Source organism: Paracoccus sp. S-4012 (assembly GCF_009674885.1).
Taxonomy (GTDB): Bacteria; Pseudomonadota; Alphaproteobacteria; order Rhodobacterales; family Rhodobacteraceae; genus Paracoccus.
The window spans coordinates 145,892-161,622 of record NZ_WKKA01000006.1 but is presented as its reverse complement, the minus strand read 5'-3'; the positions used below and the strand labels follow the sequence as shown (position 1 = coordinate 161,622).

The 15,731-nt window shown below is 71.0% G+C and carries 14 protein-coding genes; 2 read left to right on the top strand and 12 right to left on the bottom strand.

Going from position 1 to position 15,731, the window contains the following annotated elements:
- Nucleotides 1–27: 27 nt before the first annotated feature.
- From GI374_RS19810 to GI374_RS10115, 9 genes are all read right to left on the bottom strand, one after another.
- On the bottom strand, nucleotides 28–360 hold the full coding sequence (locus GI374_RS19810) for a formate dehydrogenase subunit delta (RefSeq protein WP_154336955.1): 333 nt from the start codon (nucleotides 358–360) through the stop codon (nucleotides 28–30).
- A complete protein-coding gene (gene fdhF / locus GI374_RS10150) occupies nucleotides 357–3,263 on the bottom strand; it encodes a formate dehydrogenase subunit alpha (RefSeq protein WP_154336954.1) in 2,907 nt (968 codons plus the stop codon). The genes GI374_RS19810 and fdhF overlap by 4 nt, the downstream gene beginning before the upstream one ends.
- Entirely contained in the window at nucleotides 3,260–4,765 is a 1,506-nt protein-coding gene (locus tag GI374_RS10145) for an NADH-quinone oxidoreductase subunit NuoF (protein WP_154337051.1), read from the bottom strand. The genes fdhF and GI374_RS10145 overlap by 4 nt, the downstream gene beginning before the upstream one ends.
- A gap of 2 nt (nucleotides 4,766–4,767) precedes the next feature.
- A complete protein-coding gene (locus GI374_RS10140; protein WP_370515275.1) occupies nucleotides 4,768–5,238 on the bottom strand; it encodes a formate dehydrogenase subunit gamma in 471 nt (156 codons plus the stop codon).
- An 82-nt stretch (nucleotides 5,239–5,320) separates the two neighbouring features.
- A complete protein-coding gene (locus tag GI374_RS10135) occupies nucleotides 5,321–6,016 on the bottom strand; it encodes a chromosomal replication initiator DnaA (protein WP_154336952.1) in 696 nt (231 codons plus the stop codon).
- A gap of 3 nt (nucleotides 6,017–6,019) precedes the next feature.
- Entirely contained in the window at nucleotides 6,020–7,882 is a 1,863-nt protein-coding gene (locus GI374_RS19210) for an AI-2E family transporter (protein WP_229583062.1), read from the bottom strand.
- Between the two features lie 72 nt (nucleotides 7,883–7,954).
- Nucleotides 7,955–8,608 (bottom strand): thiamine diphosphokinase, encoded by a 654-nt coding sequence (locus GI374_RS10125; protein ID WP_154336951.1) that lies wholly within the window; start codon nucleotides 8,606–8,608, stop codon nucleotides 7,955–7,957.
- Nucleotides 8,605–8,820 (bottom strand): DUF2842 domain-containing protein, encoded by a 216-nt coding sequence (locus tag GI374_RS10120; protein ID WP_370515266.1) that lies wholly within the window; start codon nucleotides 8,818–8,820, stop codon nucleotides 8,605–8,607. Before GI374_RS10120 ends, GI374_RS10125 begins: the two co-directional genes overlap by 4 nt.
- Nucleotides 8,821–8,832: 12 nt before the next feature.
- Nucleotides 8,833–10,125, bottom strand: a complete 1,293-nt coding sequence (locus GI374_RS10115; protein ID WP_154336950.1) for an adenylosuccinate synthase — start codon at nucleotides 10,123–10,125, stop codon at nucleotides 8,833–8,835.
- 136 nt (nucleotides 10,126–10,261) lie between these two features.
- On the opposite strand from GI374_RS10115, the gene GI374_RS10110 reads away from it, so the two are divergent.
- Nucleotides 10,262–11,086 carry a cyclase family protein gene (locus GI374_RS10110; protein ID WP_154336949.1) on the top strand — a complete coding sequence of 275 codons (825 nt, stop codon included), beginning with the start codon at nucleotides 10,262–10,264 and terminating at the stop codon, nucleotides 11,084–11,086.
- Complete coding sequence (locus tag GI374_RS10105) at nucleotides 11,086–11,490, top strand: carboxymuconolactone decarboxylase family protein (protein ID WP_154336948.1); 405 nt, start codon at nucleotides 11,086–11,088, stop codon at nucleotides 11,488–11,490. The genes GI374_RS10110 and GI374_RS10105 overlap by 1 nt, the downstream gene beginning before the upstream one ends.
- 7 nt (nucleotides 11,491–11,497) lie before the next feature.
- On the opposite strand, the gene GI374_RS10100 is transcribed toward GI374_RS10105, so the two are convergent.
- From GI374_RS10100 to recA, 3 genes are all read right to left on the bottom strand, one after another.
- The gene (locus GI374_RS10100; RefSeq protein ID WP_154336947.1) at nucleotides 11,498–11,794 is read right to left on the bottom strand and encodes a DUF1330 domain-containing protein; all 297 of its coding nucleotides are present in this window, start codon (nucleotides 11,792–11,794) and stop codon (nucleotides 11,498–11,500) included.
- A complete protein-coding gene (gene alaS, locus GI374_RS10095) occupies nucleotides 11,791–14,454 on the bottom strand; it encodes an alanine--tRNA ligase (protein ID WP_154336946.1) in 2,664 nt (887 codons plus the stop codon). Before alaS ends, GI374_RS10100 begins: the two co-directional genes overlap by 4 nt.
- A 222-nt stretch (nucleotides 14,455–14,676) precedes the next feature.
- Entirely contained in the window at nucleotides 14,677–15,720 is a 1,044-nt protein-coding gene (gene recA / locus GI374_RS10090) for a recombinase RecA (protein WP_370515274.1), read from the bottom strand.
- Nucleotides 15,721–15,731 lie beyond the last annotated feature (11 nt).

The following is a 15,731-nucleotide window of genomic DNA, read 5'->3' as shown; positions in this document are numbered from 1 at the left end:
CGCGGGATATTTCTAGACAGAAGAAGGTCAGCCGTCCGAGCCGCCTTCGCTCTGGAAAGCCGGGTTGGCGGGCGCTGCCTCCTCGCCCGCGCGGACGGGCGGGACGCCGGGGTCGACCGGGACGGCATGGACCGGTGCCTCGCCGGGGCGGCGGATCAGGGGCGCGGCCCCCGCGGCGGCCGGGCGCAGGCCGGTGCCGCCTTCGGCGATCATTTCCAACAGCCGCGCGCGCATGGGCGGCGGCCAGAAGTCGTTCAGATGCGCGGCGGTGGCCGCAGCCGGGTCGATGCCCGGCTGCGTCTCGAAGAACGTCGCGATCTGGTTGGCCATCCGCACCAGCTTGGCGTCGCCGCCGCTCATTCCGCCGCCTCGAGCGGCAGCACCCGGCGCGAGGCCTCCGCCCGCTCGGCATAGTCCTCCTGCCACTCGGACGGCCCGTTCGAGGGCATCACCTGCACCGCCGTCACCTTGTATTCCGGGCAGTTGGTGGCCCAGTCGGAGCTGTCGGTCGTCACCACGTTGGCCTGCGTCGTCGGGTGGTGGAAGGTCGTGTAGACCACCCCCGGCGCCACCCGCGCGGTCACGAGCGCGCGCAGCGTCGTCGCGCCCGCGCGGCTCGCCAGCCGCACCCAGTCGCCCGAGCGGATGCCCCGCTCCTCGGCGTCGTGGGGATGGATCTCCAGCAGGTCCTCATCGTGCCAGACGGTGTTCGCCGTGCGCCGAGTCTGGGCGCCGACGTTGTACTGGCTGAGGATGCGGCCGGTCGTGAGCAGCAGCGGGAAGCGAGGCCCGGTGCGCTCGTCCGAGGCCACGTATTCGGTATGCACGAACTTGCCCTTTCCGCGCACGAAGCCGGTGCCGTGCATCATCGGCGTGCCGAGCGGCGCGTCCTCGTTGCAGGGCCACTGGACCGAGCCCACGGCGTCGAGCAGGTCGAACGACACCCCCGCGAAGCTCGGCGTGGTTGCGGCGATCTCGTCCATGATCTGCGACGGGTGGGTGTAGGACCACCCGGCGCCGAGCGCGTTCGCCAGCAGCTGCGTGATCTCCCAGTCGCCATAGCCGTTCTTCGGCGCCATCACCTTGCGGACCGGGTTGATGCGCCGCTCGGCATTGGTGAAAGTCCCGTCCTTTTCGAGGAAGGTCGAGCCGGGCAGGAACACATGCGCGTAGGTCGCGGTCTCGTTCAGGAACAGGTCCTGCACGATCACGCAGTCCATCGCCGAGAGGGCGGCCGCGACATGGCTGCTGTCGGGGTCGGACTGCAGGATGTCCTCGCCCTGGCAGTAGAGGCCGCGGAAGGCCCCGGCGACCGCGGCGTCGAACATGTTGGGGATGCGCAGGCCCGGCTCCTCGGGGACCGGGACGCCCCAGGCGCGCTCGTAGATGTCGCGCGCGACCGGGTCGGTGATGTGGCGATAGCCGGGCAGCTCGTGCGGGAACGAGCCCATGTCGCAGGAGCCCTGCACGTTGTTCTGGCCGCGCAGCGGGTTCACGCCGGTTCCGGGCTTGCCGATGTTGCCCGTCAGCATGGCGAGGTTCGCGATCGCCATGACGGCGGTGGACCCCTGCGCGTGCTCGGTCACGCCGAGGCCGTAGTAGATCGCGCCGTTGCCGCCGGTGGCGTAGAGGCGCGCGGCGGCGCGCAGCGCCTCCGGCGGCACCCCGGTGGCGGCTTCGGTGGCTTCGGGTGAGTGGCGCGGGTCGGACAGGAACTCGGCGTAGTCGAGGTATTCGTCCCAGTCGCAGCGCTCGCGAATGAACTCCGTCGAGACCAGCCCTTCGGTCACGATCACATGCGCCATGGCGGTCAGCACCGCGACGTTGGTGCCTGGCTTGATCGACAGGTGATGCGCCTCGCCCAGATGCGGGGTCTCGAGCAGGTCGATACGTCGCGGATCGACGACGATCAGCTTCGCGCCCTCGCGCAGGCGCTTGCGCAGCCGCGAGGCGAAGACCGGATGCGCGTCGGTCGGGTTCGCCCCGATCACGAGCGCCACGTCGCAGAAATCGACCGAGTCGAAGTCATGCGTCCCGGCCGAGGTGCCGAAGGTCGTCTTCAGCCCATAGCCGGTGGGCGAGTGGCAGACCCGCGCGCAGGTGTCGGTGTTGTTGGTCCGCAGCACCGCGCGGGCGAGCTTCTGGACCAGATAGGTCTCCTCGTTGGTGCAGCGCGAGGATGTGATGACGCCGACCGAGTCGATGCCGTGCTCCTGCTGGATCGCCTTGAGGCGGTCGGCGGCGAAGGTGATCGCCTCCTCCCAGGTGGTCTCGCGCCATGGATCGGTGATCTTCTCGCGCACCATCGGACTCAGGATGCGCTCGCCGTGGTTGGCGTAGCCCCAGGCGAAGCGGCCCTTGACGCAGCTGTGGCCGTGGTTGGCCTTGCCGTGCTTCCACGGCACCATGCGCACCACCTGATCGCCGCGCATCTGCGCCTCGAAGTTGCACCCTACCCCGCAATAGGCGCAGGTGGTGATGACCGTGCGCTCGGGCACGCCGATCTCGGCCACGCTGTTCTCCAGCAGCGATCCGGTCGGGCAGGCCTGAACGCAGGCGCCGCAGCTGACGCAGTCGGAGTTGAGGAAGGGCTGGTCCTGCCCGGCGACGATCCGGCTCTCGAAGCCGCGGCCCTGCACCGTCAGCGCGAAGGTGCCCTGGATCTCGTCGCAGGCGCGCACGCAGCGCATGCAGACGATGCAGAGTGCCGGGTCGTAGGTGAAATAGGGGTTCGAGCGGTCGGGCTCGCGGAAGCGCGGGTTGGCCTCGCCATTGGCCATGCAGGGGGCGACGTGGTTCTCGCCGGGGGTGTAGCGCACCTCGCGCAGGCCGACGGCGGCGGCCATGTCCTGCACCTCGTCCAAGCCGTTCGCCGGGCTCGTCAGCAGGTCGCGCGGGTGGTCGGAGACGTAGAGCTCCATCACCCCGCGGCGCAGCTTGCGGATCAGCTCGCTTTCGGTATGGACCACCATCCCCTCGGCCACCGGCGTCGTGCAGGAGGCGGGCGTGCCGCGCATTCCCTCGACCTCGACGAGGCAGAGGCGGCAGGAGCCGATGGCGGCCATGCTGTCGGTGGCGCAGAGTTTCGGGATCGCGATGCCAGCCTCGGCGGCGGCCCGCATGACGGAGGTGCCCGAGGGGACGGTGACGGGCATGCCGTCCACAGTCAGCGTCACAGTGGTCGTGGCGCGGCTCGGCGGAGTGCCCATGTCGGCCGTGCTGGCGGGGACATAGGCGTCGTCGGGGATGATGAAGTCTCTCATTCGGCGGCCTCCCTGCGGAGCCCGAACTCGTCGGGGAAATGGGTGAGGGCGGACATCACCGGATATGGGGTGAAGCCGCCAAGCGCGCAAAGGGAGCCGAGGCGCATCGTCTCGCAAAGGTCCGTGAGCAGCGGCAGCGCCGAGGGGTCGCCCGCTGCGATGCGGTCGAGGGTCTCGACGCCGCGCGTGGCGCCGATGCGGCAGGGGGTGCATTTGCCGCAACTCTCGACGGCGCAGAACTCCATCGCGAAGCGCGCCATGCCGAGCATGTCGGCGGTGTCGTCGAAGACGACGATCCCGGCGTGCCCGATCAGCCCCTCCTTGGCGCCGAACTCCTCGTAGCCGAAGGGTGTGTCGAAGAGCTCGCGCGGGAAGTAGGCGCCGAGCGGGCCGCCGACCTGCACCGCCTTGACCGGGCGGCCGGAGGCGGTGCCGCCGCCGATCTCGTCCACGATCTGGCCGAGCGTCAGGCCGAAGGCGCATTCATAGAGGCCGGGGTACTTCACGTTCCCGGCGATCTGCAGCGGCATGGTCCCGCGGGAGCGGCCGATGCCGAAGTCGCGGTAGAAGGCGCCGCCCTTCGCCATGATGATGGGGACGGAAGCCAGCGAGATGACGTTGTTGACCACCGTGGGCTTGCCGAACAGCCCCTCGATCGCGGGCAGAGGGGGCTTGGCGCGGACGACGCCACGGCGGCCCTCGAGCGAGTTCAGCAGCGAGGTCTCCTCGCCGCAGACATAGGCCCCGGCGCCGACGCGGATCTCCATGTCGAAATGCGCGCCGAGGAGGCCCCCAGCGCGGGCGATGTCCACGGCGGCGCGCATGACGCGGATCGCGTCGGGGTATTCGCTGCGGATGTAGCAATAGCCCATGCTCGCCCCGACCGCGTGGCCGGCGATGGCCATGCCCTCGATCAGGCAGAAGGGATCGCCCTCCATCAGCATCCGGTCGGCGAAGGTGCCGCTGTCGCCCTCGTCGGCGTTGCAGACGATGTATTTCTGCGGGCCGGGCGCGTTCAGCACCGTGTTCCACTTGATGCCGGTCGGGAAACCCGCGCCGCCGCGGCCGCGCAGGCCGCTTTCGGTGACTTCGGCCACGACTTCGGCCGGGGACATGCTCTGCGCCTTCCGCCAGCCCTTGAGACCGCCGTGAGCCTCGTAGGCGGCGAGGTCGAGCGGGTCGGTCAGGCCGACGCGGGCGAAGGTGAGGCGCGTTTGGGAGGCGAACCACGGGTGCTCCTCGACTGGGCCGATAGCCTTCGGATGCGTGACGGGCGCGTCGAGCAGCGCCGGCACTTCGGCGGGCGTGATCGGGCCGAAGCCGGTGCGGCGGCCGTCCGCCTCGATCTCGACCAGCGGCTCCAGCCAGACCATGCCGCGGCTGCCGTTGCGAATCACCCGCACGTCAACGCCCCGTGCCGCCGCCTCGCGCCGCACCGCCTCGGCCACAGCATCGGCGCCCACGGCACGGGCAAAGGCATCACCGGGAACCCAGACCGTCAGCATCAGCGCACCTCCGCCACGGCGGCGGCGAGGCCCTCCGCGTCAACCCGGCCCAGCGGCCGGTCATCCAGCATCGCCGCCGGGCCGCAGGCGCAGAGGCCGAGGCAATAGACCGCTTCCAGCGTCAGCCGCCCATCCGGCGTCGTCTCGCCCCAGTCGAGGCCGATGCGCTCCCGCACCTCGTCATGCAGCGCCGCTGCGCCCACGGCCTGACAGCTCTCGGCCCGGCAAAGGCGCAGCCTGTGGCGGCCCTGCGGGGCGCGCTTGAAATCGTGGTAGAAGCTGATGACGCCGTGGATCTCGGCCGTGGTCGTCTGCATCGCATCGGCGAGCATCGGCACGGCCTCGTCCGGCACATGGCCCACGGCCTCCTGAATGGCGTGCAGCATGGGAAGCAGCGGCCCCTCGCGGCCAGCCTGTGCGGCTATGGCCTCAGCGACGCGCGCGCGGATCTCGGTCTCGGTCATCGGCAGGTCCGGCTCGGGTGGTCGATCCCGGCTACGCCCGGTGCAACGATAGATCAACCGGGCAGAGCCGCGATCCAGTACCAAAAGACTAGCACCCCGGTTCCGGGGTTTCCAGCCGCGCGAGGGTCTCGAGCGCCAGCCGCCGGGTGATCGGCCGCCGCGCCTCGAGCGCGCCCTCGTCGATCGCCGCGACCAGCCGCCGGGCGAGGCCGAGGTCGCGGTCCATGCGCGCGGTCAGCGCCGCGATCACATCCGGGGCCACGGCGAGTTGGCGGTCGGCGAAGAGCTTGACCAGCACCGCGGCCAGCAGCGCGTCGTCGGGCGGACCGAAGCGCGCCTGCGCGACGGCATCCATGCGCGAGCGCAGGTCGGGCAGCGCGAGGCCCCAGTCCCGCGGCGCCGTGCGCGCTGTCAGCAGCAGCAGCGCGCCGCGCGTGGGGGCGAGGTTCCAGAGGTGGAACAGCCCCCGCTCTGCCCCCGCAGCGCCCGCCACGCGATGCGCGTCCTCGACCACGAGCGCGCCGCCTTCGGGCAGCAGCGCATCCGCCGCCTCCGGGCGCAGCGCGGCGGCGCCGACCCGCGCGGCCCCCTGCTCGGCGGCCCAGAAGGCGGCGGCATGGGTCTTGCCCGAGCCCTCGGGGCCGATCAGCAGCAGCCTGCCCTGCGGCCAGGCCTCAGGCCGGTCGAGCAGCGCGAGCGCGGGCGCGGTCGCCGGCGTGACGAGGAAATCGTCGCGCCCATGCGCCGGGGCTCCGGCGAGGTCGAGGGCCAGTTGCCGCGCCATGCCTCAGCGCGAGGGCTTCGCGGCGTCGTCGGGCTCGGCCACCGGGGGATCGAGGCCCTCGCTGGCGCCGAAGAGCGCCTCGGAGGCGACCTTGGGATCGGCCGCGGCGGCCGCCGCAGGCCCGAGTTCGCGCGCCACCTGGTCGGGCGTCAGCGAGCGCAGCGCCATGCCCTCGGCCGCCTCGCCCTCGCCGGGGGGCAGCGCCGCCGCGGCGGCGGCCATGGCCCCCACCGGCCCGTCCACCGGCGGCGTCTCCTCGAGCGCGGCGAGCGCCGCATCGCGCGCGAGTTCATGCAGCGAACGGGTGCGGTCGGCCTCGTCTGCGCCCCCGCCCTCCGGCACCGGCGGCACGGCGGCGACCACCGCGGGGGCGCCATCCGCGATCGCCGGGTCCGAGAGCACCGCCACCGCCGCGCTGATCGTGCCGGGATCATCCGCCGCCGCCTCGGCCAAGCGCTTGACGGCGCGCCGCGCGTCCTGCGCCGCCTCGTCGATCGCGGCCACGCGGCCCTCCTCCACCGCATCGGCGCCCGCCTCGATCACCGAGGGTCCGGGCACCGAGGAGACGGCGACCAGTTCGGGCACCACATCCTTGACCTGCGCGTCGGCCACCACCGCGACCGTCGCGGTGGCGGCAGGGCTGCCGGTCTCGCGGGCGGCCTCCTCGGCCAGGCGCGCGGCCTCGCGCCGCGCCTCCTCGACCCGGACCTCGGCCACGGCCACGGCCTTCGCGGCCTCGGCCCGGCGCCGGGTCTCGGTCACGGTGCCGCGCGGGACCAGCTCGACCAGCGTCGGCTGCGTCGGCGGCGGCGGCACCTGGCGGCCCGTGTAGAGCGCACTCTCCTTGTAGCGCGAGGCGGCGAAGCGGGCGAGAACGCCCACCATCGCCGCCAGAGGCACCGCGACGATCAGGCCGACAAAGCCGAAGAGCGTGCCGAAGACCGCGAGCGCGAGCATCAGCCAGACCGGGTGCAGCCCGATATGCCCGCCGATGATCTTTGGCTGAAGGTAGTTGCCCTCGACGAACTGGCCGACGGCGAAGATCGCGGCGACCCCGGCGATCCACCACGGCTCGCCCCAGAAATGGATGATGGCCACGCCGATCGCCGTCACGCCGCCGATGAACACGCCGACATAGGGGATGATCGACAGGATCGCCGCGCTGATGCCAATGAGCACGCCGAAGGGCAGGCCGATGGCGAAGAGGCCGACCGCGTAGAAGGTCCCCAGCATCAGCGTGACGAGGCCCTGCCCGCGCAGGAACCCGGCAAGGCTGTCGTCGATGTCAGAGGCAAGGCGACGGATCGAGCCGAGATGCTCGCGCGGCAGCAGCTCATCCACGCGCGTGACCATGCGATCCCAGTCAAGCAGCAGGTAGAACGCCACCACCGGCACGATGACCAGCAGCGCGATCACGCCGAGGATGTTGCCGAGCGAGGTGAGCACGCCCACCACCAGCGTGCCGCCGTGATCGGCGATAGCGGCGCCGGCGTTGTCGAGGACCGTGGTCAGCGTGCCGCCCTCCGGCAGCAGGTTCGGGAAGCGGATCGCCACGAAGCCCTGCGCCCGGTCGAGGAACTCCGGCAGGCCGACGATCAGCTGCGTGACCTGGCGAATCAGTGTCGGCACGATCAGCAGCAGCACCGCCGCGAAGGCGAGCGCGGCGACCAGCGTGATGAGCGCGACCGCCCAGGGGCGGCGCAGGCCCGAGCGCTCGAGCCGGTCCACGATCGGGTCGAGGACATAGGCGATGCCCGCACCCAGCAGGAACGGCGTCATGACGTTGCCCAGCCGCCAGAGGGCGAGGGCCAACAGCAACCCTGCGCCCCCCCACCACCAGATCTGCTTCTGAACCGGAAGCCGCATCGGCGACCCCTCCGCTGCCCCCGAGGATTGCGCCTGATGCCACGGCGGCGGGCTTTCGGGCAATGGCTGCGATCAGATCATTGCGCGCAGCGCCTCAGAAAGCCACGGGCGCGGGAGCAGGACCAGCATCCGGCCGTCGAGGGCGAGGGTGACGGGACCGGTGGCCTCGTTCGAGGTGCCGATGGCGCCCGCGGGGGCGAAGTCGATGCCGTCAATCGGCCAGCGGAGGCCGAGGCTCGTTCCGAGCGCGGGGCCGAGCGGCCAGAGCGAGACGCGGGTGCCGGGGTCGAGCGGCAGGTGCAGGCGCGGCGGCGCCAGGAAGGCCACGTCTGCCGGCCCGATCAGCAGCACAGGCGGCGCAGGGACGCGCGCGAGCACGCTGACCGCGGCAAGCGTGTGGTCGAGCCGCGCGCCGGTGAAGCCGAGGGCGAGGACGAAGCGGGCCGAGATGCGGGTGAGGCACTTCTCGAAATCCGTGCTGTCCTGCTCCGGGACCGGGTGCAGCCGCTCCGCCGGGATGACGGCGCGCGCGGCGTCGGAGATCGAGTCGAAATCGCCGATCACCGCCGCGGGCATGAGCCCGTGGGCAAGCGCCCGGTCGGCGCCGCTGTCGGCAGCCACCACCAGGGGCGCGAGCGCCACCGCCCCGTCGATGTCGGCAGGCTCGACCTCGCCGCCGCCGATCAGCGTCACCCCGCCCCCGGTGGCGACCAGCGGCGGCGTCATTCCTCGGGGCGGCCGATGCCGGTGAAGACGCGGCGGAACGGCAGCACCCAGATGACGCCGAGGATCAGATAGACCGCGAACTCGGCCAGGACCGGCATCCGGCCGAAGCTCCGGTCGGCCCAGTTCACCAGCGTCACCGCCACGACGATATAGAGCGGCAGGCCCACGATCAGGACCAGCAGCGACAGCCACTTGCGGGTCTGGAGCTTCACGCCTTGCCCCCCTCAGTCGGCAAAGGGATCGCGCACGAGGATCGTGTCGTCACGCTCGGGGCTGGTCGAGAGCAAGGCGACCGGACACTGGATCAGCTCCTCGATGCGGCGAACGTATTTCACCGCGGCGGCGGGCAGGTCGGCCCAGCTGCGCGCGCCCTCGGTGCTTTCCGACCAGCCCTCCATCTCCTCATAGACCGGCACGGCGCGGTCCTGAAGCGCCGCCGCGGTCGGCAGGTGGTCGTAGCGCTGCCCGTCCACCTCGTAGCCCGTGCAGATCTTCAGCGTCTCGAAGCCGTCGAGCACGTCGAGCTTGGTCAGCGCGATGCCGTGGACGCCCGAGATGGCGCAGGTCTGGCGCACCAGCACCGCATCGAACCAGCCGCAGCGGCGCTTGCGTCCGGTGACGGTACCGAACTCGCGCCCGCGCTCGCCCAAGCGCTGGCCGGTCTCGTCGTGGAGCTCGGTCGGGAACGGCCCGGAGCCGACGCGGGTGGTGTAGGCCTTCACGATGCCGAGGACGAAACCGATGGCCGACGGGCCGAGCCCGGTGCCCGAGGCCGCCATCCCCGACATGGTGGTCGAGGAGGTCACGAACGGATAGGTGCCGAAATCGATGTCGAGCAGCGCGCCCTGAGCCCCCTCGAACAGGATGCGCTTGCCGTCGCGCCGCGCCTCGCCCAGCGTCTTCCAGACGGGCTGCGCGAAGGGCAGCAGCCGCGGCGCGATCTCCATCAGCTTCGCGCGCAGTTCCGCGCGGTCGATCGCCGGCGCGCCGAGGCCCTGCCGCAGCGGGTCGTGATGCGCGAGCAGCCGGTCGAGGCGCGAATCCAGCGTCTCGGCGTCCCCGAGGTCGGCGACCCGGATCGCGCGGCGGCCGACCTTGTCCTCATAGGCCGGGCCGATGCCGCGCCCGGTGGTGCCGATCTTGGCCGCGCCCGCGGCCTCCTCGCGCAGCCGGTCGAGGTCCTGATGCAACGGCAGGATCAGCGGCGTGTTCTCGGCGATCATCAGGTTCGAGGTGTCGATCTGCACCCCCTGCGCGGTCAGCTTCTCGATCTCGGCAAACAGCGCCCAGGGGTCCAGAACCACGCCGTTGCCGATCACCGCCAGCTTGCCGGGCCGGACGATGCCGGAGGGCAGCAGCGACAGCTTGAAGACCTCGCCGTCGATGACCAGCGTGTGCCCGGCGTTGTGGCCGCCCTGGAAGCGGGCGATGACATCGGCGCGCTCGGAGAGCCAGTCGACGATCTTGCCCTTGCCCTCGTCGCCCCACTGGGCGCCGACCACCACCACATTCGCCATTGCTGTGCCCTTCGTCCGAACCGCCGCGCGTATAGCGGCCTCGGGCAGGGGTTGAAAGCCGCAACCGGATTTCCGTTGCCAGACCGGGGCCTGTGGCGGCAGCATCGGCCCCGACCACTGGAGGGAGGGACGACCCATGTGCCACGCCTGCGTCATCGATCACGTCAAGGAGACCATGCTCTCGCGCCGCAAGCTCTTCACCGGGGCGGCGGCGACCGGCCTTGCGCTCGGCGCCGCCGGGATGGCGCCCCGCGCCGCCCTCGCGCAGGCGAGCGCCACGGCCGGGCGGGTGGTGGACCTCACCCATGTCTTCGACGAGACCTTCCCGACCTTCGACGGCACTCCCGGCATCGCCTTCGAAGAGGACAAGAACATCCAAGCCGACGGCTACCAGATCTGGAAGCTGACGATCTGGGAGCATTCCGGCACCCATATCGACGCACCGCTGCATTTCTCGGCTGACGGCAAGTCGGTGGCCGAGCTGGAGCCGCAGAACCTCGTCTGCCCGCTCTGCATCGTAGACATCACCGCCAAGGCGGCCGAGGACGCCAACGCCACGGTGGACCCGGAGGACATCGAGGCCTGGGTCAGCGCCAATGGCGAGATCCCGCAGGGGGCGCTCGTGGCGATGCAGTCCGGCTGGGCGGCGAAGCTGGGGACGCCCGAGTTCCGCAACACGGCGGACGGCGCGCTCGCCTTCCCCGGTTTCTCGAAGGCGGCGACCGACGTGCTGGGCGGCATGGGTGTGGTCGGGATCGGGGTGGACACGCTCTCGCTCGATCCCAGCAACTCGCCCGACTTCGGCGTCCATACGAGCTGGCTGCCGGCTGGGCACTACGGCATCGAATGCCTCGCGGGCCTCGACCAGCTTCCCGCCACAGGGGCGACGATCGTCGTCGGGGCGCCGAAGCACGCGCGCGGCACCGGCGGGCCGGGCCGCATCCTCGCGCTCGCGCCCTGATGGCGGTCCGCCCGCTGCTGGATGACGAGACCGCCCCGCCCGAGGCGCGGGCGGTCTTCGAGGAAATCCGCGCCGCCCGCGGCACCGACTACGTCAACAACTTCTGGCGCGCGCTCGCCGCCGACCCGGCGCTGCTGCGCCAGACATGGGCGCGGGTGCGGCATGTGATGGCGCCGGGTGCGCTGGACCCGCTGGTCAAGGAACTGCTCTATGTCGCCGTTTCGACCGCGAACGGCTGCGGCTACTGCGTCCATTCCCACACCGCCGCTGCGCGGGCGAAGGGCATGACCGACGCGCAATATGCCGAGCTGCTGGCCGTCATCGCCTGCGCGAGCCAGACCAACGCGCTCGCCACCGCGCTGCAGGTGCCGGTGGATGCGCGATGGGACGCGCAGCGGGAGTAGGGGCGGCTCAACTGCCGGGACCGTTCTCCTCCACGATCACGAGATCGCGCTCGGCCGCGCCGCGGGCATGGGCGAGCGCGGCCTGATAGGCGTCCGAGCGGTAGCAGGCCTCCGCCGCCTCGAGCGAGGGAAAGCGTGCGACCACGTTGCGGGCCCGGTCGCGCCCCTCGAGCTGGATATGCCGCCCGGAGCGGGCGAGGAACACGCCGCCATGCGCCGCAATCGCCTCGCCCGCGAGCGCGGCATAGCGGCCATAGGCCTCGGCGTCGGTCACATGGACATTGGCAATCCAGAGCGCGCTCATGCCGTCTCTCCGATCATGGTCTCGACCGCCGCAATCGCCGCGTCCGCAGCCTCGAGCGAGGGCGCCCCGCCCTGTGCCATGTCCGGCCTGCCGCCGCCACCCTTGCCGCCAAGCGCCTCGGCCGCGCGGCGCACCATGTCCACCGCAGAGACGCGGCCCGTCAGGTCCGGCGTCACCCCCGCCGCCACCGCCGCCTTTCCGCCGGCATCCGCCAGGACCAGCACCGCGCCAGAACCAAGGCTGCGCTTCATGTCATCGACGAGCGCCGGCAGGTCGCGGCCCGAAACGCCCTCGACCCGGCGGGCAAGGAAGCTGACCCCGCCGACCTCGCGTGCCTGCGGCGAGGCGTCGCCACCCCCGCCCATCGCCAGCTGCCGCTTCAGCGAGGCGATCTCGCCGGCCATCGCCCGGCGCTCGTCCGCGAGCGCCTTCACGCGGTCCACGACGTCGCCCACCGGCGCCTTCAGCAGCCCGGCGATTTCCGACAGCCGCCCTTCGGCCGCGCGCAGATGCGCAAGCGCCGCCTCCCCCGTCACCGCCTCGATCCGCCGCACCCCGGCGGAGGAAGCACTGTCGCCAAGGATGACGAAGGCGCCGATATCGCCGGTGCGCGCAACATGCGTGCCGCCGCAGAGTTCGATCGAATAGGTGTCGCGGTTGGCGCCCTTCTCCGATCCCTCGCGGTGGCCCATCGAGACGACCCGCACCTCGTCGCCATATTTCTCACCAAACAGCGCCTGCGCGCCCAATTCGCGCGCGTCCTCGGGCGACATCACGCGGGTCTCGACCGGGGCGTTCTGGCGGATCAGCGCGTTCACCTCAGCCTCGATCGCGGCCAGTTCCTCGGCCGTGACCGCCTTGCCGTGGCTGAAATCGAAGCGCAGCCGGTCATCGGCGTTCAGGCTGCCCTTCTGCGCGACATGCTCGCCAAGGGCGCCCCGCAGCGCCTCGTTCAGCAGATGCGTGGCCGAATGGTTGGCGCGGATCGCGCCGCGGCGGTCGCTGTCCACCGAAAGCTGCGCGCCCTGCCCCACGGCGATCTCGCCCAGCGTGACCTCGGCCAGATGGACGATCACCCCCTGCATCCGCCGCGTGTCGGTGACGCGCGCGGCGCCGGTCTCGGTCTTGACGAGGCCGGTGTCGCCCACCTGCCCGCCGCTCTCGGCATAGAAGGGGGTCTGGTTGACGACGATCTGGACCCTCTCGCCCTCGCCCGCGCGCTCGACCGTCTGGCCGCCATCGACCAGCGCCAGGATCGCGCCTTCGCTCGCCTCGCTGTCATAACCCAGGAACTCGGTCGCGCCGTGGCGGTCGGCAAGCTCGAACCAGATCGCCGCATCCGCCGCCTCGCCCGAGCCGGACCAGGCCGCGCGCGCCTTCGCCTTCTGCTCGGCCATAGCGGCGTCGAAGCCCGCCACGTCGACCGCCTGCCCCCGCTCGCGCAGCGCGTCCTGCGTGAGGTCGAGCGGGAAGCCGTAGGTGTCATAGAGGCGGAATGCCGCCTCGCCCGGAAGCGCCGCGCCCTCCGGCAGCCGGTTGAGCTCGTCGTCGAGGAGCCGCAACCCGCGCTCGAGCGTCTGGCGGAAGCGCGTCTCCTCCAGCCGCAACGTCTCCTCGATGGTCGCCCGCGCGCGGGTGAGCTCGGGATAGGCCGCGCCCATCTGCCGCACGAGCGCCGGCACGAGGCGGTGCATGACCGGGTCCTGCGCGCCCAGCATATGCGCGTGACGCATGGCGCGGCGCATGATCCGCCGCAGCACGTAGCCGCGGCCGTCGTTCGAGGGCATCACCCCGTCGGCGATCAGGAAGCTGGTCGAGCGCAGGTGGTCGGCGATCACCCGGTGGTGGACCTTGCCCGGTCCGTCGGGATCAGTCGAGGTGGCGTTCGCCGAGGCCTCGATCAGCGCCCGCATGAGGTCGGTGTCGTAGTTGTCGTGCTTGCCCTGCAGCAGCGCGCCAATCCGCTCCAGCCCCATGCCGGTGTCGATCGACTGCCGCGGCAGCTCGGTCATCGAGCCGTCGGCGTGCTGCTCGTTCTGCATGAAGACGAGGTTCCAGATCTCGATGAACCGGTCGCCGTTCTCATCGGGGGAGCCGGGCGGGCCGCCCCAGATCTCCGCGCCGTGGTCGAAGAAGATCTCGGTCGAGGGGCCGCAGGGGCCGGTGGGGCCCATGCGCCAGAAGTTGTCGTCGGTGGGGATGCGGATGATGCGCTCGTCCGGAAGGCCCGCGACCTTCTTCCAGATCGCCGCAGCCTCGTCGTCGGTGTGGTAGACCGTGACCAGCAGCCGGTCCGCGGGAATGGCGAAGTCGCGGGTCAGGAGTTCCCAAGCGAAGGGGATCGCCTCGGACTTGAAGTAGTCGCCGAAGCTGAAATTGCCCAGCATCTCGAAGAAGGTGTGGTGCCGCGCGGTGTAGCCAACATTGTCGAGGTCGTTATGCTTGCCGCCGGCGCGAACGCATTTCTGCGCCGTGGTCGCACGGTTGTAGGGGCGGCTCTCGAGCCCGGTGAAGACGTTCTTGAACTGGACCATGCCCGAGTTCGTGAACATCAGGGTCGGGTCGTTCCTCGGGACCAGCGGCGAGGAGTCGACCACCGCATGGCCGTTCCGCGCGAAGAAGTCGAGGAAGGTCTGGCGGATGTCGTTCAGGCTGGGCATGGCGGAACCTCGGGCGCGCGCGGGAATGCGGCAGTGCGGCGACGAGATGTAGGCGGGGGCCGGGCGGCTGTCCAGCGGCGGCTGGCCTCCGGCGCGGGGCTTTCTCGGCCGCCGGTGCTCTCACGAGCCGGGCACGCCGCCCGGGTTTCGGCGAGAGTGAAGGGGGGCGCGGCGCCCCCCTTCAACGAAGCGCCGCGGTTCGATGACCCGCGGCGCTTCGCCTCAATCCTCGGTCAGCGGCTCCTCGGCCTCGCTCACCGCAAAGTCGAGGCCGTGGCTGGCCCGGATCCGGTCCTCGATCTCGTCCGCCATCGCGGGGTTGTCGCGCAGGAACTGCTTGGCGTTCTCGCGCCCCTGACCGATCCGCTGGTCGCCGTAGGAATACCATGCGCCGGACTTCTCGACCACGCCGGCCTTGACGCCGAGGTCGATCAACTCGCCCACCTTCGAGATCCCCTCGCCATACATGATGTCGAACTCGACCTGCCGGAAGGGCGGCGCGACCTTGTTCTTGACCACCTTCACGCGTGTCTGGTTGCCCGTCACCTCGTCACGGTCCTTGACCGAGCCGATGCGGCGGATGTCGAGGCGGACGGAGGCGTAGAATTTCAGCGCGTTGCCGCCGGTGGTCGTCTCGGGGCTGCCGAACATCACGCCGATCTTCATGCGAATCTGGTTGATGAAGATGACCATGCAGTTGCTGCGCCCGATCGACGCCGTCAGCTTGCGCATCGCCTGGCTCATCAGGCGGGCCTGACTGCCCATCTGCATGTCGCCCATGTCGCCCTCGATCTCGGACTTGGGCGTCAGCGCCGCGACCGAGTCGACCACCACCAGGCTGACCGCGCCCGAGCGCACCAGCGTGTCCACGATCTCGAGGGCCTGCTCGCCGGTGTCGGGCTGCGAGATCAGCAACTCGTCGAGGTCCACGCCCAGCTTCTTGGCATATTGCGGGTCGAGCGCGTGCTCGGCATCCACGAAGGCGCAGACGCCGCCCTTCTTCTGCTCCTCAGCAACGACATGCAGCGTGAGGGTCGTCTTGCCGGAGCTTTCGGGGCCGAAGATCTCGATGATCCGGCCTTTCGGCAGGCCACCGATCCCGAGCGCGATGTCGAGGCCCAGCGAGCCGGTCGAGGTCGCCTCAATCTCCATCACCGGGCTGTCCTTGCCCAGCTTCATGATCGAGCCCTTGCCGAACTGCCGCTCGATCTGCGCCAGCGCGCTGTCCAGGGCCTTCTGGCGGTCGGCCGCCCGCTTGTCGTCCATGTCGATGATCT

What these genes read in the sequence shown, in the direction of transcription:
- GI374_RS10100 (WP_154336947.1), bottom strand. Translation starts at nt 11,794, where the DNA reads ATGAGCGCGCTCTGGATTGCCAATGTCCATGTGACCGACGCCGAGGCC.
- fdhF (WP_154336954.1), bottom strand. Translation starts at nt 3,263, where the DNA reads ATGAGAGACTTCATCATCCCCGACGACGCCTATGTCCCCGCCAGCACG.
- GI374_RS19810 (WP_154336955.1), bottom strand. Translation starts at nt 360, where the DNA reads ATGAGCGGCGGCGACGCCAAGCTGGTGCGGATGGCCAACCAGATCGCG.
- GI374_RS10105 (WP_154336948.1), top strand. Translation starts at nt 11,086, where the DNA reads ATGGCGGTCCGCCCGCTGCTGGATGACGAGACCGCCCCGCCCGAGGCG.
- recA (WP_370515274.1), bottom strand. Translation starts at nt 15,720, where the DNA reads ATGGACGACAAGCGGGCGGCCGACCGCCAGAAGGCCCTGGACAGCGCG.
- GI374_RS10125 (WP_154336951.1), bottom strand. Translation starts at nt 8,608, where the DNA reads ATGACGCCGCCGCTGGTCGCCACCGGGGGCGGGGTGACGCTGATCGGC.
- GI374_RS10115 (WP_154336950.1), bottom strand. Translation starts at nt 10,125, where the DNA reads ATGGCGAATGTGGTGGTGGTCGGCGCCCAGTGGGGCGACGAGGGCAAG.
- GI374_RS10110 (WP_154336949.1), top strand. Translation starts at nt 10,262, where the DNA reads ATGTGCCACGCCTGCGTCATCGATCACGTCAAGGAGACCATGCTCTCG.
- alaS (WP_154336946.1), bottom strand. Translation starts at nt 14,454, where the DNA reads ATGCCCAGCCTGAACGACATCCGCCAGACCTTCCTCGACTTCTTCGCG.
- GI374_RS19210 (WP_229583062.1), bottom strand. Translation starts at nt 7,882, where the DNA reads ATGCGGCTTCCGGTTCAGAAGCAGATCTGGTGGTGGGGGGGCGCAGGG.
- GI374_RS10135 (WP_154336952.1), bottom strand. Translation starts at nt 6,016, where the DNA reads ATGGCGCGGCAACTGGCCCTCGACCTCGCCGGAGCCCCGGCGCATGGG.